The organism is Niveispirillum irakense DSM 11586 (assembly GCF_000429645.1).
Classification (GTDB): Bacteria; Pseudomonadota; Alphaproteobacteria; order Azospirillales; family Azospirillaceae; genus Niveispirillum; species Niveispirillum irakense.
In genome coordinates, this window is the sequence record NZ_KE386933.1 from 1002065 (window position 1) to 1020921 (window position 18857).

An 18857-nucleotide genomic window follows, 5' to 3' on the forward strand; every position below is an offset into this window, starting at 1 on the left:
TCCGTTTGCTGGGCCGGGGCTGAGGGTGACAGAGGCTAACATGCGGTTTCGCTGGGGCAAATCGGTTAGCCACCAAATATGATGCGATGGGTGTGAGATTGATGTTGAACCCGGTCACATGATTTGCTATCCACCCCGGCACCGACGCAGTGCCAGTCACTGCCAGGTGTTCTGACATGTGTTTTGCGGCCGTGGCGGAATTGGTAGACGCGCAGCGTTGAGGTCGCTGTGGGGCAACCCGTGAAAGTTCGAGTCTTTTCGGCCGCACCACTTGAAGTTACCGCCTTCTACCAAGGGCGATGAAAAAGGGCGATACCGGCAGCGGTGTCGCCCTTTTCGCTTTCCGGGTTCCGCTCGGGATCAGGCCAGGGCGGCCCTTATGCTGGCGGCCAGGGCGCGCAGCGCGTTGGCCAATGCCGGCGTCCCGGTCCGGGCCAGAAAAACAATGTCCGAAGCGGGCAGGGGCGGAAGCCCAAGCGACGGCCCGATATCCGGCATGCCCTGGCTGCCGAAACGGCCCATCGGCGCGATGCCGAAACCGGCGCCGACGCCGCCCAGCAAGGTGCTGCAACTCCCGGCGATCAGGCTTTCCCGCCAGGCGATGCCCGCCTTGTCCAAACCGCGAATGGCGGCGGCCCGGATACCACAGGGCGCACCTAACGTGGCCAGGGGCAGGGGATGACCGGCCCGGAAAGCGGTGATGTCGCCACACCAGATCAACGGGTCTTGCCCCATTAGATCCCCGTCCGTTCCCCCCGCCTCCCGCCGGATGATGGCCGCATCCAGGTCACCGGCATCGAAGGCAAGGCGCAAAGGGTGCGACAGGGACACTTTGATATCCAGGTCGATCTCCCCGCCAAGGGACGCGCGGAACCGCTTCAGGACCATGGCCGCCGCCCCGCCCATGGCATGGTCGCTGATCCCCAACCGGACCCGGGTGACCGGATGGTTGCGGAACGCTGCGGCCCGGTCATGGGCTGTCAGCAGGGCCCTTGCCTCGATCAGAAAACGGGCACCATCAGCCGTGGGCCGCAGGAAACGGGGGGACCTGTCCAGCAAGCGGACGCCCAGCCTTTCCTCCAGTGCCTTGATCCGCTGGCTGACGACAGGCTGCACAGTGCCGGCGGCTTCTGCGGCCCGGGTCAGTCCGCCAAGATCGACCGCCAACACGAAGAGGCGCACGGATTCGAGATCAAGCATGGCAATCATAAAAAAGTACGATGTTATAAATACTCAATCATATAATTCTACTTATGTGAAGCGGCAGGCATGGTGAGGGCATCCGATATCCAGGATGGAAAGAACCAGACATGCCCATGATCACGATTCGCTATATTCAGCCCCCCGGTTCCGATTTGCGCGCGGCGATTGCCGCCGCGGCGGCAGAGTGTGCCAAGGCCTATTTAGGCAAAGACCCCAGCGTCACAGCCGTGCTGGTGGAACCGGCTGATCCAGCAGGCTGGTACATTGCCGGCAGCCGGCCCGCCGATGCCGGGCTCTCTGCCTTCTGGCTTGATATCAAGATCACAGCCGGCACCAACCTGAAGGCGGAAACAACCCGTTTTGTGACGGAAGCATTTATTGGCATGGCGAAGCTGCTGGGGCCGCTGCACCCGGAATCCTACGTCCTGGTCCATGCGGCGGATGGCCATGCCTATGGCTATGGCGGACGGACCCAGGAACAGCGCTGGGCGTCGACCAATCCAGGCTAAGGCGGGCAAGGGAAAGCCGGTCCTTTCCGGATATCCGGAAAATGGTTCCGGCTTTCCAGCACCCCGGAGCGCGCAAGGCAGGTTCGCGCGCTTATTGCCGCACCGGTCAAGGATAAGGGGCTGCTATGGCTGGACAGCGGATAGTGGACGGGCCTAACTAGGATCAAACAAAACAATCCCTTCCGACCCGCTGGGAGCATTCCAGGAAATGACCGACGCCTTCCGCGATGCGGCGCTTGATTATCACCGTCTGCCGACCCCCGGTAAGATCGCCGTTACCCCGACCAAACCGCTGGCGACTCAGCGCGATCTGGCGCTGGCCTATTCGCCGGGCGTGGCCCATGCCTGCGAAGCCATTGTGGAAGACGAGGCAAATGCCGCCAAATATACCAGCCGCGGCAATCTGGTGGCGGTCATCACCAATGGCACGGCGGTGCTGGGCCTGGGTGATATCGGCCCGCTGGCATCCAAGCCGGTGATGGAAGGCAAGGGCGTTCTGTTCAAGAAGTTCGCCGGCATCGACGTGTTCGATATCGAGATCAATGAGAAAGATCCCGAGAAGCTGGTGGAGGTGATCGCCGCGCTGGAGCCCACCTTTGGCGGCATCAATCTGGAAGATATCAAGGCGCCGGAATGCTTCTATATCGAGAAGACCCTGCGCGAGCGGATGAAGATTCCGGTCTTCCATGATGACCAGCATGGCACCGCCATCATTGTCGCCGCCGCTATCACCAATGCGCTGAAGCTGACGGGCCGTGATTTCGCCACGGTCAAGCTGGTCTGTTCCGGTGCGGGTGCGGCGGCGCTGGCCTGCCTGGACCTGCTGGTCGATATGGGCCTGCCGGTGGAGAATATCTGGGTCAATGACATCAAGGGCGTGGTCTATGAAGGTCGCACCGAACTGATGGACCCGCGCAAGCAGCGCTATGCCAAGCCCACCAATGCCCGCACGCTGGATGATATTATCGGCGATGCCGACATATTCCTGGGCTTGTCGGCCCCGCGTGTGCTGACGCAGGACATGGTGAAGAAGATGGGGCCACACCCCATCGTCATGGCACTGGCCAACCCGACGCCGGAGATCATGCCCGATGAGGTGAAGGCCGTGCGTCCGGATGCCATTGTAGGCACCGGCCGGTCGGATTTCCCCAATCAGGTCAATAATGTCCTGTGCTTCCCCTTCATCTTCCGCGGTGCGCTGGATGTGGGGGCGACCACCATCAATGAGGCGATGAAGATCGCCGCGGTGAAGGCCATCGCCCGTCTGGCCCAGGCGGAAGTGCATGATATGGTCGCCATGGCCTATGGCGAGCAGCAGCCCAGTTTCGGCCCGGAATATCTGATCCCGCGCCCGTTCGACCCGCGCCTGATCCTGGAGATTGCGCCTGCCGTGGCGCTGGCCGCGATGGAAAGCGGCGTTGCCACGCGCCCGATCCAGGATTTCGATGCCTATCGGGAGCAGTTGGGCCAGTTCGTCTTCCGCTCCGGCCTGTTGATGAAGCCGGTCTTCGCCAAGGCCAAGGCCGATCCCCGCCGCATCGCCTATGCCGAGGGCGAAGAGGAGCGGGTGCTGCGCGCCGCCCAGCAGGTGCTGGAAGATGGCATCGCCCAGCCGATCCTGATCGGTCGTCGCGAGGTGGTGACACGCCGCATTGAGAAGCTGGGTCTGCGCCTGCGTCTGGATGAGAATGTCCGCCTGATCGATCCGCAGAACGACCCTGCCTATAATGATTATTGGCAGACCTATCACCGCATCATGCAGCGTGGTGGCGTTTCGCCTGACCGCGCCCGTCAGGTGGTGCGCACCAACAGCACCGTCATCGGCGCGCTGATGGTGGAGAAGGGGGAGGCCGATGCCCTGGTCTGCGGCACGGTTGGCCTGTATGACTGGCATCTGAAGCATGTGAATGATGTGATCGGCAAGAAGGCCGGTGCCCGGGTGATGGCGGCGCTGTCCGTGCTGATCCTGACGCGCGGCACCTTCTTCCTGACCGATACCTATGTGAATGCCACACCCACCGCCACCGATCTGGCCGAGATCACCGATCTGGCGGCGGAGGAGGTGCGGCGCTTCGGCCTGTCGCCCAAGGTGGCGCTGCTGTCGCACAGCAATTTCGGCAGCCATAACGACCCAGCGGCGCTGAAAATGCGTGAGGCGTTGCAGATCCTGACCGCCCGCTGTCCTGACCTGGAGGTGGAGGGCGAAATGCATGGCGATGCTGCCATCAGCCCGGAAATCCGCAGCCGCATCTTCCCCAACAGCCGCCTGCAGGGCACGGCCAACCTGCTGGTCATGCCCGACCGGGACGCGGCCAACGTTTCCTTCAACCTGCTGAAGATGCTGGGTGACGGTTTGGCGGTCGGCCCTGTCCTGCTGGGGGCGGCCAAGCCGGCCCACATCCTGACCCCGTCGGTGACGGTGCGCGGGATTGTGAACATGTCGGCGTTGGCCGTGATCGACGCCCAGATGCACGCCCCCTTCGCCGACGCGACCGCATGACCCATCCGGCCGACCCGCATAACCCGGATCGGCCGGAAGAACAGCCCCGGCGCGCCGTCGAACTGGACGGCAGCACCGGGGCCCCGGAAATGCTGCGCGTTTTCGGCCTGATGGATGATGGGGACATGGGTGGTGCGGCCAATCTTCTGGCCGATCTGCACCCGTCCGATGTCGCCGATCTTCTGGAAATGGCTGATGAGGACCGGCGGGAGGAGATGGTGGCGCTGCTGCGCCCCGTCTTCGACGCCGAAATCCTCACATATCTTCCCCTTGACCTGCGCGAAGAGGTGGTGGAGCGGCTGGAGCCCAAGGCCCTGGCCGCCGCCATGGCGGAACTGGACACCGACGATGCCGTCGATGTCATCCAGGATCTTGAGGCTGAGGCGCAGGCGGAAATCCTGGCCAATCTGCCGCCTGAAACCCGGGCCCTGGTGGAAGAAGGGCTGACGTATCCGGAATATTCCGCCGGCCGCCTGATGGGGCGTGAGTTCGTCTCCGTTCCCGAATTCTGGACCGTGGGCGGGCTGCTGGATTATCTGCGGGCCGCCGCCACCCAGGATGAGAGCGACCTGCCGGAAGAGTTCTACGATATCTTCATTGTCGATCCGATGCATCGCGTTGTCGGCAGTGTGCCCTTGTCGCGGGTGCTGCGGGCCCGGCGCGGCGTGAAGCTGAATGAAATTCTGCATGAAGATATTCACCGCATCCCGGTGACCATGGACCAGGAAGAGGTGGCGCGCCTCTTCCGCAATTACGGTCTCGTCTCTGCTCCCGTTGTCGATAAGGGCGGGCGCCTGCTGGGCGCAATCACGGTCGATGACGTTGTGGACGTGATCGAGGAAGAGGCGGAGGCTGATCTGCTCGCGCTGGGCGGCGTGGGAGAAGACGACCTGTATCGCGCCGTCTGGGATACGGCGCGGTCCCGCTTCCGCTGGCTGGCGGTGAATGTCGTCACGGCCCTGTTTGCCGCCAGCGTCATTGATCTGTTTGCCGATACCATTGCCCATATCGTGGCGCTGGCGGTGCTGATGCCCATCGTGGCCAGCATGGGGGGTAATGCCGGTACCCAAACGCTGACCGTTGCTGTGCGCGCACTCGCCACCAAGGAACTGACCCCCAGCAACGCTGCCCGCGTCATCTCCAAGGAGGTGCTGGTCGGCCTGTTGAATGGTCTGGCGCTGGCGACCATTGTTGGCACCATCGCCTATATCTGGTTTGGCAATGGATTGATCGGGATGGTGATCGGCTGCGCCATGGTGGTGAATCTGTTTTGCGCCGGCCTGTTCGGCGCCTTGATTCCATTCCTGCTGGATCGGATGAAGATTGATCCAGCCGTCGCCTCATCCGTCTTTTTGACCACGGTAACGGATGTGGTGGGCTTCCTCTCATTCCTGGGGCTGGCGACTCTGGTCCTGCTTTAATCCCTGCTGGATCAGCCTTCGGCCCCGGCATGGCGAACGAAGGCGGCGAATGCCTCCGCCGGCATCGGGCGGGCGAACAGGTATCCCTGGCCTTCTTCCACCCCCAGTCGGCGCAGAATGTCCCATTGCGCCGGCGTCTCAATCCCCTCCGCCACTACCTTGAGATCCATCGCCTGGGCCATGGCAACGATGGCTTCCACGATGTGACGGGTGGATTGGTCGCGCTCCATATCCGATACGAATTGCCGGTCGACTTTCAGGCAATCCAGCGGCAGTTCCCGCAGATAGGAAAGAGAGGAGTAGCCGGTACCGAAATCATCCAGCGCCAAGGCGACGCCCCGGTCGGCGATCCAGCGCATCTGCTGCAACGCGCCTTCCAGATCATCCGGCAGGATGGTTTCCGTGATCTCAAGCTGCAAAAGATGGGGAGGAATCCGGCTTTCTGCCAACAGAACGTCGATCAAGGCCGGCAGATGTCCCCATCGGAACTGCCGTTCCGACACATTGACGGCAATCTGGATTGGCGGCAGGCCCTCATCCAGCCATTCCCTTATCTGATTGATGGCCTTGCGCAGCACCCATTCCCCGATGGGAACGATCAATCCCGTTTCCTCCGCTGTGGGAATGAAGACGTTTGGCGGGATCATGCCCCGGTCGGGATGGGTCCAGCGCAGCAACGCTTCCCCCCCCACCGGTGTACCATCCTGGATAGCAACCTTGGGCTGGTAATGGACGGTCAACTGGTCCTCGCGGATGGCGGCACGCAGCGCATCCTCCAGATCCAGTTTTTCCTTCAATTCAGAGCGCATGGAGCGGGTGAAGTGGAGATAGCTGGCCGTACCGGATGAAAGGGCCTGCTCCAGGGCGATGCAGGCATTGCGGATCAGCGATGGCCCGTCGGTTGCGTCGGCAGGGGAAACTGCGACCCCGATTTTTGCTGAGACATGGATCTGCTGCCCTTCGATGCTGATCGTCTCGCCCATGCTGTTGGCAATGGCGGAGGCAGCGAACAGCGCCTTGCCGGCATGGTCAAGACCAGGCAGGAAAATGGCAAACTGGGTCTGAGCGAATCGGCAAATTAAATCATCGGGCCCGCAGATCGGCAGCAGCCGCCGTACCAGCATGGACATTGCCTGGTCCAGCGAACCCTGGCCATGAACCCGGAAAAGCTGGTGCATTCGCTCGATTTCCACCACCAGCAAACCGGCGATCAACTGCCCGTTATGGGCGTCCATCAGTTCCGATACACGATTGGCGAAAGGCCGCATCTCCCAGAGACCGGTAACGGCATCACGCGCGATGGAGTCTATTTCCATGGTGCCTGACGGGAGAAAGGGAGTGGAGAGAGTCACGACGGCGAAATTCCGAAACCGGCATAGCAGGTTTGGTGATCAATTCACCCAACATCATGAACCATAGCATGCTCATATCCACCAAACCCACGAAGAATATGATCGAACCATGCCCTTCACATGAATTTCTTTTCTGGAAATTATGGCCATTTGCTGGTTCACACCCCGACGCCTGAATATAGCGGACCGGGGTAGGGGCCGGATTTAGCCTTCCACGCGATATTAACGGAGAGGCCATGGTCTCTCCTGTGCCACTATCCCGACCACAGGGTCTGTATTTTTAGGCGGTGTTGCATGAGTTTTGGTCTCACCAAGTTGCTGGGGGCACTGACCTTTCCAAGCAATTTCCTTGTGGTTACGGGTCTGGTGGGTCTGGTGCTGGGTCTTTTTGGCTTCCGGGCCGGTCGTCTGCTGATGGGGTTCTGTATCCTCTCGCTGGCACTGATCATGGTCACACCGCTTTCCACCTGGTTGCTTCTGCCGCTGGAGCAGCGCTTCCCCATGCCCAATCCCCTGCCTGAGAAGATTGCTGGCATCATTGTTCTGGGTGGTGCGATCATGCCGATCGGATCGGATGAGCATCAGAGCCCGCAATTAAACCAGGATGCGGAGCGGTTGACCGTGGTGCCCGGCTTGATGCGTCACTATCCGGACGCCCCTGTGATCTTTACCGGCGGCAGCGGCGACCCCCGTGCCCCAGATGCACGGGAAGCGCCTTATGCGGCTGCCTTGCTGGCCGATCTTGGGGTGGATATGGCGCGGGTGACCCTGGAAAGTGATTCCCGCAATACCTATGAAAATGCCATTCTCACAAAGCCGCTGCTGACGCCAGGTGCAGGGCCCTGGTTACTGGTGACTTCGGCATCCCATATGCCCAGGTCCATGGGCGTTTTCCGCAAGGCGGGGATTGAGGTTGTGCCCTATCCGGTCGGATTTGTGGCCAATCAGCGGGAGAAATGGCGTTTTTCAATCAGTCTGGGTGAAAATATGGGCCAGATTGACCGTGCGTCCCATGAATATCGCGGTTTGCTGGCCTATTGGCTGGCCGGTCGCACCAGTGCTTTGTTTCCGGAACCCTGATCTGTCACCGATGGGTGACAATCGTTCGACCGCCAGCCCGACGGGTTGCCGCCGTTCAATTGCTTGTGCCACAAACGACGGCAGAGCAAAGGGAGTGACGGTTGATGAAGAACTGGTCAAAGCGTGCGATCCGCTGTGGGTTGCTGGTCTGGACGCTGGCTGGCGGGGTTTTTCCCGCCTTGGCAGCGCCTGATTTCCAGCAATGGCTGGGGGATTTGCGGCAGGAAGCCCTGGCCGCAGGCATCCCGGAACCGCTGGTGACACAGACGCTGACCGATATCCAACCAATTCCCCGTATTCTCGAACTGGATGCGCGCCAGCCCGAACGGACCATCACGTTCGACACCTATCTTTCCCGTGCAGTCAACAAGACCCGCATTGCCAAGGCCCGTGAACTGTACCGCACCCATGGTGCGCTGCTGGAAAAGGTGGGCCGGCACTATGGGGTGCAGCCGCGCTTCATCGTCGCTCTCTGGGGGATGGAAACGGATTTCGGCCGCAATATGGGTGGTTTCAAGGTAATCGACGCATTGGCGACGCTTGCCTATGACGGGCGGCGATCGGCCTTTTTCCGCAGTGAGTTGCTGCACGCATTGCAGATTCTGAAGGAAGGACATATTGCGCCCGACCGTATGATCGGTTCCTGGGCCGGGGCTATGGGGCAATGCCAGTTCATGCCATCCAGTTTCAACCGCTATGCCCAGGATTTTGATGGCGACGGCCGCCGCGATATCTGGGGAACGCCGGCTGATGTGTTCGCTTCCGCGGCCAATTATCTTTCCACCGTTGGCTGGCATGTGGACCAGACCTGGGGGCGCGCCGTTCGCCCACCCAAGGGCAAGGCAGACCTGGTCGCCTGGGCTGGCCTGGACAAGGCCCAGCCGCTTTCTGTCTGGGCAAAGCGCGGATTCCATCAGATTGACGGCAAGCCTTTGCCGACCGCCGCGATGAATGCTGCCTTGATCATGCCGGATGGGGCAGGGGGTAAAGCCTATCTGGTCTATGACAATTACCGGACCATCATGGACTGGAACCGTTCGACCTACTTCGCAACGGCAGTCGGAATCCTTGCGGACCATATTGGCGCAGCCAAATGACTTGATGTAGTGTGCGGCCACAATCCGTAGGGGACTGGTCGGCATGACGCGGGCAAATCTTGTAAAAGTGGTATTTATCGGCGTCGGTCTGGCCGGCTTGTCGGCGTGCGCGTCCAAACCGCCACCGGCGACGCAGAAGCAGGCCCCTGCGGCCTCGGAGCCGGCCGCGATACCCGGCGGCACCTATAAGGTGGGCTCCCCCTACCAGATCAATGGCGTCTGGTACTATCCACAAGTCGATTACAATTATAACCAGACCGGCATTGCCAGTTGGTATGGCCCGGGATTCCATACAAAGGTCACCGCCAACGGCGAGGCCTATAATGAGAATGAGCTGACGGCCGCGCATCAGACCCTGCCGATGCCCAGTCTGGTGCGCGTCACCAATCTGGAAAATGGTCGCTCCATCGTCGTTCGCATCAATGACCGGGGGCCTTTCGTCGCTGGCCGGATCATCGACATGTCCCGTCGCGGGGCCCAGTTGCTGGGCTTCGACCAGAAGGGCACGGCAAAGGTGCGGGTTGAAGTGCTGGCTGACGAGAGCCGCGCCATCGCCGCCGCCGCCATGAATGCCACGCAGGTGGCCGGCGCCACGGTGTCCGATGATGGGGCGCCCATCCCCAAGGCGGCGCCACGTCCCAGCGTTACGGTCGAAGGGGCACCGCCGCCGCCGAGCCGACCGCAGTCGTCGCCGCGTACGGTGACAGCGCCGACCACCCTGGCCGGCTCCACCACGGATGATGGCCGCTTCATGCCGGCCCCTGTGGTGGAACAGAAGCCCTTGCCGCCCGGACCGCAGCGCATTTATGTGCAGGCGGGTGCCTTTACGGTCTATGACAATGCGAACCGGCTGCGGGCGCGGCTGAATTCCATCTCGCCGACGGCCATTTCTCAGGCCATGGTGGGTGACACGCAGTTCTTCCGCGTCCGGGTCGGGCCATTCGACAATGTGGATCGGGCCGATCAGGTGCTGGCGCAGGTATTGGCCACCGGTACCAACGGTGCCCGTATCATTGTGGATTGAGCGCGAACGGATTAATCCCCGATGCCCGGCGGCAGGGGTGGCATTTGCCGCCGCTGCCGGCCATTATGCGGGGGCGCATGGCCGGTGGTGGATTGCCCCGGCATTGGTTACGCAGTCTTGAAGGGTTATTGCACGACATGGAATTCCGGATTGCACGTCGGATGAAGGGCGCTTTCCGCGGGCTGGCGGTTGCCCTCCTTTTCTCCGCCTCCGCCCTGCCGGTCGCCGCCGCCAACCTCGACACGATCGCCGCACAGGCGATCCTGATCGATATGGAGACGGGGACGGTGCTGTTCGAGAAAAATGCCGATCAGCGGATGCCGACTTCTTCCATGTCCAAGGTCGCGACCGCCTATATGGTGTTCGAACGGCTGAAGGAAGGCCGTCTGTCGTTGGACGACACCTTGCCGGTTTCCGAACAGGCCTGGAAGGTCCAGGGCTCCAAGATGTTTGTGGAGTTGGGCAACAACATCAAGGTCGAAGACCTTATCCGCGGCGTCATCATCCAGTCTGGCAATGATGCCTGCGTCGTGCTGGCCGAAGGATTGTCCGGCACGGAAGCCGCCTTCGCGACCGCCATGAATAAGCGGATGAAGGAACTTGGCTTGAATGCGACCAACCTGATGAATGCATCCGGCTGGCCCGACCCCGACCATTATTCGACCGCCCGTGATCTTTCCACTCTTGCGGTTCGCCTGATCCACGATTTCCCCGAATATTTTCATTATTATTCGGAGCAGGAATTCACCTATCACGGCATTAAGCAGGGCAATCGCAATCCCCTGCTTTACCGGAACATGGGTGTGGATGGCATGAAGACCGGCCATACCGAGGCGGCGGGCTATGGTCTCATCGCCACCGGCAAGCGCAATGATCGGCGTCTGGTGATGGTGGTGAATGGCCTGCCCAATATGCAGGCCCGTGCCGATGAAAGCGCCCGCATCCTGGAATGGGGCTGGCGGGAATTCGACAATTACGCCCTGTTCAAGGCCGGTGAGATTGTCGACAGCCTGCCCGTCTGGCTGGGAGAGGCGGAAACGGTGCCGCTGACTGTTGAGCAGCAGGTCAAGATCACTTTCACCCATGAGCAGCGCCGCCAGATGAAGGTGACCCTGGTGGCTGACAGCCCGGTGGAAGCACCGGTTGCCAAGGGGGCCAAGCTGGCAACCCTGCGCATCACGGCACCGGATTTCCAGACCCTGGAAATCCCCCTCGTGGCCAGTGCGGAAGTGCAGCGCAAGGGCCTGTTTGGACGTGTTGCGGCGGCGGCGTCGCATATGCTTTTCGGCGCGCCGGATACCGCGAAACCGGCAGCCGAACCTGCAAAGGCACAGTAAATGACCGCTCAAGGCCGCTTCATCACTCTGGAAGGCGGCGAGGGGGCAGGGAAATCCACCCAGATCCGCCTGCTGGCCGAGGCTTTACGCGCCGAAGGCCGGCAGGTGGTGACCACGCGGGAGCCGGGCGGATCGGCAGGGGCGGAGGAAATCCGCTCCCTGCTGGTCAATGGTTCGGTTGGTCGCTGGCTGCCGGTCAGCGAGGCGATGCTGCTTTCCGCCGCCCGGCACGACCATGTGCAGCGGACCATCCTGCCGGCGCTGGGCGCGGGGCAATGGGTGCTGTGCGACCGGTTTGCGGACAGCACGATTGCTTATCAGGGCTATGGTCATGGGCTGGCGCTTGATCTGCTGTTCCGGCTGCGCGACATCGCGGTGGGTGATACCCGTCCTGATCTCACCCTGATCCTGGATGTCGATCCTGCCATCGGCCTTGCCCGCGCTGCCGCCCGTAACGGGGGCGAAGATCGGTATGAGCAGATGAAGCTCGATTTCCATCGCCGGCTGCGGGATGGCTATCTCGCCATTGCCGCCGCCGAACCGGATCGGTGCGCCATCATCAATGCCGGTAACGGGATCGATGTGATACAGGCCGATATCCGCCAAGCGGTACGGGACCGGCTGGGAGCGTTGCGGTGAGCGCGGAGCCTTTCGATGCGGAGGCTTTCCATCCCCGCCGCAACAGCCATCTGGAAGGCCATGCAGAGGCACAGGCCCTGCTGCTGGAAAGCTGGAATTCCGGTCGCATGCATCATGCCTGGCTGATTGGCGGGCCGCCCGGTATCGGCAAAGCGACGCTCGCTTACCGCATGGCACGTTTCGTTCTGATCAAAGGATTGCCGGAAGAAGCGGAGATGGGCCTTTTCGGCCCGCCGCCCGATCCGACCAGCTTGAATGTGGATCCTGAACATCCCGTCTGCCGCCGTATCGCTGCGGGTGGGCACGCTGATTTGTTGACCATCCAGCGCACCTGGGATGAGAAGCGGAAGCGCTACAAGCGCGACCTGCCGGTGGATGAGGTGCGCAAGATTGCCCCTTTCCTGCGCCTCACCTCAGCAGAAGGCGGGTGGCGGGTGGTCATTGTCGATGGTGCCGATCAGTTGAATACCAGTGGCCAGAATGCCATTCTGAAAATACTTGAAGAACCACCATCCAAGACATTGATATTGCTGGTTGCCGATAATATCGGCGCCATGTTGCCCACCATCCGCTCGCGCACCCGCAAGCTGATGCTCGACCCATTGTCGGAAGCCCAGGTCAAGGCATTGCTGTTCCGCTATCAGCCTGATCTGCCAGAAGGGGACCGAACGGCCCTGGCCCGGCTTGGTGAAGGATCGGTCGGTAAAGCATTGGAATTGCACCAAGCCGGTGGCATGGACCTCTACAAGGCCATGCTGGGCGTGTTCGAGACTTTGCCCAGGTTGGATATACTGGGTGCTTATGCCTTCATTGATGCCGTCCTGCGCGGGAATGACGAGGCAAGCTGGACCGCCATTTCCGAATTGATCGGCTGGTGGCTGGGTCGTGTAGCCCGCGCGGCGGCGCGCGGGGCCATCCCGCCGGAGGTGGTGCCGGGCGAAGCCGCCCTTGTCCACCGTCTGATGCAGGGGAGCCTTCGGAGCGGGCGCCTTGATCGCTGGGTTGAGGTGTGGGAGAACACCAACCACCTGTTCGCCAAGGCGGATTCCGTCAATCTCGACCGGCGTCAGACCCTGATGGGGGTGCTGATGCAGATTGAGGCGGCAACTGCCTGATAAGAGCCGAAAAAACCTCCTCCCGTCGCAGCGGAGAATGATCATGTCCGGGCGTGCGCCCTACTATATTACGACGCCGATCTATTACGTGAACGATGCCCCCCATGTCGGGCACGCCTACACGACGATCGCCTGCGACGTGCTGGCCCGTTTCAAGCGGCTGGACGGTTATGACGTCAAGTTCCTGACCGGAACGGACGAACATGGCCAGAAGGTGCAGAAATCAGCGGAGAATTTTGGCACCACGCCCCAGGCGTTGGCTGACAAAAATTCACAAAATTTCCGTGACTTGGCGGAACTTCTTAATATCTCAAATACGGATTTTATCCGCACGACCGAGCCGCGCCATATCCGCTCTGTCCAGGCCATCTGGCAAAAGCTGCTGGAAAGCGGCGATGTGTTCCTCGGCAGCTATAGCGGTTGGTATTCCGTCCGTGACGAAGCCTATTACGGCGAGGATGAGCTGACCCAGCGCGACGGTCAGCGCTTTGCTCCCACCGGCGCCCCGGTGGAATGGGTGGAAGAACCGAGCTATTTCTTCAAGCTGTCCGCCTATGGTGACCGCCTGCTGCAGCTTTATGAGCAGCAGCCCGATTTCATCATGCCGGCCGGCAAGCGGTCGGAAGTCATCAGCTTTGTGAAGACGGGCCTGCGTGACCTGTCGATCAGCCGCACCACCTTTGACTGGGGGGTGAAGGTACCGGGCGATGACAAGCATGTGATGTATGTCTGGCTGGACGCGCTGGTGAACTACATCACCGCCATCGGCTATCCGGTGACGGGTGAGGGCAGCGATTTCGCCAAATACTGGCCGGCCGACCTGCATATGGTGGGCAAGGATATTCTGCGCTTCCACACGGTCTATTGGCCGGCGTTCCTGATGGCAGCTGGTCTGCCGCTGCCCAAGCGCGTCTTCGCCCATGGCTGGTGGACCGTGGAAGGCGAGAAGATGTCCAAATCGCTGGGCAATGTGGTGAAGCCGCAGGAACTGCTGGACACCTATGGTCTGGACCAGACCCGCTATTTCCTGATGCGGGAAATCCCGTTCGGCAATGATGGCGACTTTTCCAAGCGTGCCATGGTGCAGCGGATCAATGGTGAACTGGCCAATGATTACGGCAATCTATGCCAGCGCGTCCTGTCCATGATCCAGAAATATCATGATGGCAAGGTGCCCCAGCCCGACGCGCTGACCGATGCTGACAATACCCTGCTGGGTGCGGCGTCCGGCATGCTGGATGCAGTGCGTGCGGAGTTGGACAATCAGGCCTTCACCAAGGCGCTGGATGCGATCTGGCGGGTGGTTGGCGACGCCAACCGTTATGTCGATGAGATGGCACCCTGGACCCTGCGCAAGACCGATCAGGTCCGCCTGGGCACGGTGCTGTATAATCTGGCCGATGTGATCCGTCAGATTGCGATCATGACCCAGCCCTTCATGCCGGATAGCAGTGCCCGCATCCTGGACCAGTTGGTGATCCCTGCGGACCAACGTGGCTTTGGCGATCTGTCAACGGCCAAGCTGGTGCCCGGCACGTCGTTGCCGGCACCGCAGCCGGCTTTCCCGCGCTATGTCGCGCCGGAGGGTGAGGAGGCCAAGTGATGCTGGTGGACAGTCATTGCCATCTGGATTTTCCGGATTTCGCCCCGGAGCGTGACGCTGTGGTTCAGCGCGCGCGCGACGCTGGTGTGGGGTTGATGCTGTCCATCTGCACCCATATCAGCAAATTCAACCAAGTTCTTGATATTGCTCAATCCTATCCGGATGTCTTCTGTACGCTTGGTGTGCATCCGCATCAGGCGGCAGAGGAATTTCCCCATTGCGATGTGGAGAAATTGGTTGAACTTTCCCGTCTAAACCCAAAGGTGGTTGGCATTGGTGAGACGGGCCTGGATTATTTTTACGATAAAAGCCCGCGCGACATTCAGCAGGAAAGTTTCCGCCGCCATATCCGCGTGTGCCTGGAAACTGACCTCCCGGTGATCGTCCATACCCGCGATGCAGATGAGGACACGATCCGTATCCTGCGGGAAGAGGGACAAGGCCGGTTGCGCGGGCTGTTACATTGCTTTAGCTCCGGCCGGCAACTGGCTGAAGAAGCGTTGGAATTAGGCTTTTACATTTCCCTGTCCGGCATTGTGACCTTTAAGAAATCGGAGGATTTGCGGGCCATTGCGGCCGATGTGCCGCTGGATCGCATCCTGGTGGAAACCGATGCGCCCTATCTGGCGCCGGTGCCGATGCGCGGCAAGCGCAACGAGCCGGCCTTTGTTGCCCATACCGCCCGCCATATGGCGGAGGTGAAAGGCGTGTCCGAAGCCGAGCTGGCCCAGGCCACGACGGAGAATTTCCGTCGTCTTTTCACCAGGGTGCCGGCAGCAGCGCTGGCCGTGGCAGCCTGACAGGCGGGAAGCGGGGCAGGGCATGCGGGTCACCATTCTCGGCTGTGGCGGTTCCTCCGGTGTGCCGTTGATCGGCAATGTCTGGGGTAATGCCGATCCGGCCAATCCTCGCAATCGCCGGCGCCGGCCGTCCATCCTGGTGGAAAATGCCTCCACCACCGTGCTGGTCGATACCGGTCCCGATATGCGGGAGCAGTTGGTGGATGCGGGCGTCCAGCGGCTGGACGGGGTGCTTTATACCCATGCCCATGCCGATCACGTTCACGGCATCGACGATCTGCGGGCCGTGAACTGGCTGACGGGTAAGCCGGTGGATGTCTATGGCGATGCAGAGACGCTGGATATCCTGGGCCGGCGTTTCGACTATTGTTTCAAGCCGCTGCCACCGGGCGGCAATGTCTATGCCCGGCCCGTTCTGGTGCCCCATGTGGTAGAAGGGCCATTCCGTGTCGGCACGATGGATATTGTCCCGTTCGTGCAGGATCACGGCCATTCCAGCAGCCTGGGCTTCCGCTTTGGCCGCATCGGTTATTCCACCGATGTGGTGCGGTTGAGCGATGAAGCCTTTGCCGTGCTGGAAGGGGTGGAAACCTGGATCGTTGATTGTGTACGGCTGGAACCGCCGCACCCGGTCCATGCCCATTGGGAGATCACGCGCGGCTGGATCGAACGGTTGAAGCCTAAGCGCGCCATCCTGACCCACATGAACCATCTGATGGATTATGACAGCCTGTGCCGCATGCTGCCGCCTGGGGTGGAACCGGCCTATGATGGTATGGTGATCGAAGCGATCGGATAGTTTCAAAGGGATATGGGAAGATGCTCAACGTCGCTCTCATCGGGTTCGGCTATGCTGGACAGACCTTCCATGCCCCTTTGATTGCTGCGACACCGGGGCTGCATCTGGCCGCCATTGTGTCCAGCAATGCAGACAAGGTGAAGTCGCAATGGCCCGAGACGCGCGTTCTGCCAGACGTGCAAGCCGCCTTCGATGCGGCTGATATCGACCTTGTTGTCATCGCGACCCCCAATGACACCCATGCCGATCTGGCTCGCCGCGCCCTGGCCGCCGGCAAGCATGTGGTAGTGGACAAGCCCTTTACCGTTGATCTGGCTGATGCCGAAGATCTGGCGGCCTTGTCCGTGAGAGGCGACCGCATCCTTTCTATTTTCCATAATCGACGTTGGGATGGTGATTTCCTGACCCTGCGGCGGTTGATCGCGGCGGGGGAGTTGGGACGTATCACCCAGTTTGAAAGCCATTTCGACCGGTTCCGCCCTGTGCTGCGGAACCGGTGGCGGGAAAAGCCGGGGCCGGGTGCGGGGCTCTGGTATGATCTGGGGCCACATGTGCTGGATCAAGCCCTGTGTCTGTTCGGCCAGCCGGCATCCCTTTACACCGATATCGGCACCCAGCGGCGGGGCGATGGTGCGCCGGATTATTTCCACGCCCTGCTGCGCTATCCTGATGGGCGGCGGGTTATCCTGCACGCCTCCATGCTGATTGCCGCCAGCGGTCTGCGCTTTGCCGTTCATGGTGATAAAGCCAGCTTCATCAGTCATGGCCTGGATAGCCAGGAGGATGCGTTGAAGGCCGGGCAGATACCGGGCGGTTCCGGATGGGGCCAGCCGGCCATGGTACCCATGCTGACCCGGTGGGAAGGCGATCAGCCTAAGACGGAACCTGTTGCGCCTGTGCCGGGCGACTATCTGGCTTATTTTGCCCAGGTCCGTGACGCCATACGGGGCATGGCCCCCAATCCCGTCACCGCCGATGAAGCCGTCCAGGTCATGCGGTTGATCGAGATTGGGTGCCGGAGTGCTGATGAGAAAAAGGAAATCATCCTTTAATCCGGCGCGCCGCCGCGTGCTTATGCAGCTTCAGGAATCCTGGCGATCACCTTGATTTCAAAATCAAAGCCCGCCAGCCAGTTCACACCAACAGCGGTCCAGTTCGGATAGGGCGCGTCACCGATCATTTTCAGGCGAATGGGCTGAATGATATCGAACTGGTTTTCCGGATCGGTGTGAAAGGTCGTGACATCAATAATGTCTGCCATTGTGCATCCGGCCGCTTCCAGCACGGCGGCCAGATTGTCAAACGCGCGTTGAACCTGCCGGGCGAAATCCGGTTCGGGCGAGCCATCCTCGCGGCTGCCAACCTGTCCTGAGACGAACAGAAGATCGCCGGAGCGGATGGCAGCAGAATAGCGGTTGATATCGTAAAGCGCCTGCCGTCCGACAGGGAAAATGGCTTCACGGTTGCTCATGATCTTGGTCCTTCACATAGAGCGAAAAGGGTAAGGGAGACCCATGACGCCAGGAGAGATGGCGCCCTGAAGGAGGTCCGCAGGTGATGGATGAGCCGTCCTCTAAAATGGACGTTCCTCCTTCACGAGAGGATTTGATATACGTTCCGTATGTGAATAAATGATCACATACGCGACGTATGTCAACAAATACATACGTCGCGTATGAAATTTTTTTAAGGAAAGCCGATGGCCGGACGCCGCGCACAGATGGTGGAAGAAACCCGGGGCAAACTGGTCCAGGCAGCGCGCAAAGCCTTTGCGTCCAAAGGATACGCGGCTGCCTCCATGGATGATCTGACGGCGGAAGCCGGGCTGACGCGGGGGGCGCTCTACCATAATTTCGGCGATAAGAAGGGGCTGCTTAAAGCCGTCATCGATCAGATTGACGCGGAAATTCTGGACCATTTGCGGGGCGTGCAGGCTCGTGCCGCTACGGAATGGGAAGGATTGCTGGCGGAGAATATCGCGTTCATCGAACTGGCACTGGACCCGGAAATCCAGCGTATCATGCTGTTGGACGGCCCCGCCGTGCTGGGGGATCCATCGCAATGGCCAAATCAGAATGCGTGCCTGCGCCGGGCGACGGTAACGATCCAGACATTGATCGACAATGGCACGATCCACCCGATGGATCCCGAAGCGGCAGCGCGGCTGCTGAATGGCGCGGCCCTGAACGCGGCCTTATGGATCGCAGCCGCCGACGATCCGCCGGCAACCATGCCGAAGGCTGTGGAAGCATTCCAACATCTTGCAAAAGGGTTACTGCGGGCACCGGCGTGATGTGCTGCGCATTTTACCGAGCGCTTATGTCATAACTATTTGGGGTGAGGGCTGGGCTTCCAGTCACCTTGATGCAGATGTGACG

Annotated in this window: 17 protein-coding genes and 1 tRNA gene; 15 read left to right on the forward strand and 3 right to left on the reverse strand. The window is 60.8% G+C overall.

Features of this window, described 5'->3' with window-relative positions:
* The first annotated feature begins 185 nt into the window (after window positions 1–185).
* Window positions 186–270, forward strand: a tRNA-Leu gene (locus tag G473_RS0118700).
* Window positions 271–360: 90 nt separating this feature from the next.
* On the opposite strand, the gene G473_RS0118705 is transcribed toward G473_RS0118700, so the two are convergent.
* The gene (locus G473_RS0118705) at window positions 361–1200 is read right to left on the reverse strand and encodes a LysR family transcriptional regulator (RefSeq protein ID WP_029014358.1); all 840 of its coding nucleotides are present in this window, start codon (window positions 1198–1200) and stop codon (window positions 361–363) included.
* Window positions 1201–1310: 110 nt separating this feature from the next.
* Here G473_RS0118705 and G473_RS0118710 point away from each other — a divergent pair, with 110 nt between their 5' ends.
* The 3 genes from G473_RS0118710 to mgtE all read left to right on the forward strand — a co-directional run bounded on the left by G473_RS0118710 (window position 1311) and on the right by mgtE (window position 5633).
* Window positions 1311–1712 (forward strand): tautomerase family protein, encoded by a 402-nt coding sequence (locus G473_RS0118710; RefSeq protein ID WP_029014359.1) that lies wholly within the window; start codon window positions 1311–1313, stop codon window positions 1710–1712.
* 208 nt (window positions 1713–1920) lie between these two features.
* Window positions 1921–4212, forward strand: a complete 2292-nt coding sequence (locus G473_RS0118715) for an NADP-dependent malic enzyme (RefSeq protein ID WP_029014360.1) — start codon at window positions 1921–1923, stop codon at window positions 4210–4212.
* Window positions 4209–5633 carry a magnesium transporter gene (mgtE, locus tag G473_RS0118720; protein ID WP_029014361.1) on the forward strand — a complete coding sequence of 475 codons (1425 nt, stop codon included), beginning with the start codon at window positions 4209–4211 and terminating at the stop codon, window positions 5631–5633. Before G473_RS0118715 ends, mgtE begins: the two co-directional genes overlap by 4 nt.
* Window positions 5634–5644: 11 nt before the next feature.
* Here mgtE and G473_RS27780 read toward each other — a convergent pair whose 3' ends face one another.
* Window positions 5645–6949, reverse strand: a complete 1305-nt coding sequence (locus G473_RS27780) for a putative bifunctional diguanylate cyclase/phosphodiesterase (RefSeq protein WP_084438309.1) — start codon at window positions 6947–6949, stop codon at window positions 5645–5647.
* Window positions 6950–7279: 330 nt separating this feature from the next.
* On the opposite strand from G473_RS27780, the gene G473_RS0118730 reads away from it, so the two are divergent.
* The 10 genes from G473_RS0118730 to G473_RS0118780 all read left to right on the forward strand — a co-directional run bounded on the left by G473_RS0118730 (window position 7280) and on the right by G473_RS0118780 (window position 17531).
* The gene (locus G473_RS0118730) at window positions 7280–8065 is read left to right on the forward strand and encodes a YdcF family protein (RefSeq protein WP_029014362.1); all 786 of its coding nucleotides are present in this window, start codon (window positions 7280–7282) and stop codon (window positions 8063–8065) included.
* Window positions 8066–8169: 104 nt separating this feature from the next.
* Complete coding sequence (locus G473_RS0118735) at window positions 8170–9162, forward strand: lytic murein transglycosylase (RefSeq protein ID WP_051330433.1); 993 nt, start codon at window positions 8170–8172, stop codon at window positions 9160–9162.
* A 43-nt stretch (window positions 9163–9205) separates the two neighbouring features.
* Complete coding sequence (locus G473_RS0118740; protein WP_029014364.1) at window positions 9206–10186, forward strand: septal ring lytic transglycosylase RlpA family protein; 981 nt, start codon at window positions 9206–9208, stop codon at window positions 10184–10186.
* A gap of 161 nt (window positions 10187–10347) precedes the next feature.
* Window positions 10348–11523 carry a D-alanyl-D-alanine carboxypeptidase family protein gene (locus G473_RS27785; protein ID WP_035708242.1) on the forward strand — a complete coding sequence of 392 codons (1176 nt, stop codon included), beginning with the start codon at window positions 10348–10350 and terminating at the stop codon, window positions 11521–11523.
* Window positions 11524–12162: a dTMP kinase gene (gene tmk, locus G473_RS0118755; protein ID WP_029014365.1), complete on the forward strand. Its 639-nt coding sequence runs from the start codon at window positions 11524–11526 to the stop codon at window positions 12160–12162.
* Window positions 12159–13277: a DNA polymerase III subunit delta' gene (locus G473_RS0118760; RefSeq protein WP_029014366.1), complete on the forward strand. Its 1119-nt coding sequence runs from the start codon at window positions 12159–12161 to the stop codon at window positions 13275–13277. The genes tmk and G473_RS0118760 overlap by 4 nt, the downstream gene beginning before the upstream one ends.
* Window positions 13278–13320: 43 nt before the next feature.
* Window positions 13321–14880 (forward strand): methionine--tRNA ligase, encoded by a 1560-nt coding sequence (metG, locus tag G473_RS0118765; RefSeq protein WP_029014367.1) that lies wholly within the window; start codon window positions 13321–13323, stop codon window positions 14878–14880.
* Window positions 14880–15680, forward strand: a complete 801-nt coding sequence (locus G473_RS0118770; protein ID WP_029014368.1) for a TatD family hydrolase — start codon at window positions 14880–14882, stop codon at window positions 15678–15680. Before metG ends, G473_RS0118770 begins: the two co-directional genes overlap by 1 nt.
* 22 nt (window positions 15681–15702) lie before the next feature.
* Window positions 15703–16479 (forward strand): MBL fold metallo-hydrolase, encoded by a 777-nt coding sequence (locus tag G473_RS0118775; protein WP_029014369.1) that lies wholly within the window; start codon window positions 15703–15705, stop codon window positions 16477–16479.
* Between the two features lie 20 nt (window positions 16480–16499).
* Window positions 16500–17531, forward strand: a complete 1032-nt coding sequence (locus tag G473_RS0118780; protein WP_035707737.1) for an oxidoreductase — start codon at window positions 16500–16502, stop codon at window positions 17529–17531.
* 20 nt (window positions 17532–17551) lie between these two features.
* On the opposite strand, the gene G473_RS0118785 is transcribed toward G473_RS0118780, so the two are convergent.
* A complete protein-coding gene (locus G473_RS0118785; RefSeq protein WP_029014371.1) occupies window positions 17552–17950 on the reverse strand; it encodes a RidA family protein in 399 nt (132 codons plus the stop codon).
* Window positions 17951–18178: 228 nt separating this feature from the next.
* On the opposite strand from G473_RS0118785, the gene G473_RS0118790 reads away from it, so the two are divergent.
* A complete protein-coding gene (locus G473_RS0118790; RefSeq protein WP_029014372.1) occupies window positions 18179–18772 on the forward strand; it encodes a TetR/AcrR family transcriptional regulator in 594 nt (197 codons plus the stop codon).
* Window positions 18773–18857 lie beyond the last annotated feature (85 nt).

Bases quoted from the DNA above. Each gene is read 5' to 3' on its own strand.
- G473_RS0118705 (WP_029014358.1), bottom strand. From the start codon at position 1,200: ATGCTTGATCTCGAATCCGTGCGCCTCTTCGTGTTGGCGGTCGATCTT.
- G473_RS0118710 (WP_029014359.1), top strand. From the start codon at position 1,311: ATGCCCATGATCACGATTCGCTATATTCAGCCCCCCGGTTCCGATTTG.
- G473_RS0118715 (WP_029014360.1), top strand. From the start codon at position 1,921: ATGACCGACGCCTTCCGCGATGCGGCGCTTGATTATCACCGTCTGCCG.
- mgtE (WP_029014361.1), top strand. From the start codon at position 4,209: ATGACCCATCCGGCCGACCCGCATAACCCGGATCGGCCGGAAGAACAG.
- G473_RS27780 (WP_084438309.1), bottom strand. From the start codon at position 6,949: ATGGAAATAGACTCCATCGCGCGTGATGCCGTTACCGGTCTCTGGGAG.
- G473_RS0118730 (WP_029014362.1), top strand. From the start codon at position 7,280: ATGAGTTTTGGTCTCACCAAGTTGCTGGGGGCACTGACCTTTCCAAGC.
- G473_RS0118735 (WP_051330433.1), top strand. From the start codon at position 8,170: ATGAAGAACTGGTCAAAGCGTGCGATCCGCTGTGGGTTGCTGGTCTGG.
- G473_RS0118740 (WP_029014364.1), top strand. From the start codon at position 9,206: ATGACGCGGGCAAATCTTGTAAAAGTGGTATTTATCGGCGTCGGTCTG.
- G473_RS27785 (WP_035708242.1), top strand. From the start codon at position 10,348: ATGAAGGGCGCTTTCCGCGGGCTGGCGGTTGCCCTCCTTTTCTCCGCC.
- tmk (WP_029014365.1), top strand. From the start codon at position 11,524: ATGACCGCTCAAGGCCGCTTCATCACTCTGGAAGGCGGCGAGGGGGCA.
- metG (WP_029014367.1), top strand. From the start codon at position 13,321: ATGTCCGGGCGTGCGCCCTACTATATTACGACGCCGATCTATTACGTG.
- G473_RS0118770 (WP_029014368.1), top strand. From the start codon at position 14,880: ATGCTGGTGGACAGTCATTGCCATCTGGATTTTCCGGATTTCGCCCCG.
- G473_RS0118775 (WP_029014369.1), top strand. From the start codon at position 15,703: ATGCGGGTCACCATTCTCGGCTGTGGCGGTTCCTCCGGTGTGCCGTTG.
- G473_RS0118780 (WP_035707737.1), top strand. From the start codon at position 16,500: ATGCTCAACGTCGCTCTCATCGGGTTCGGCTATGCTGGACAGACCTTC.
- G473_RS0118785 (WP_029014371.1), bottom strand. From the start codon at position 17,950: ATGAGCAACCGTGAAGCCATTTTCCCTGTCGGACGGCAGGCGCTTTAC.
- G473_RS0118790 (WP_029014372.1), top strand. From the start codon at position 18,179: ATGGCCGGACGCCGCGCACAGATGGTGGAAGAAACCCGGGGCAAACTG.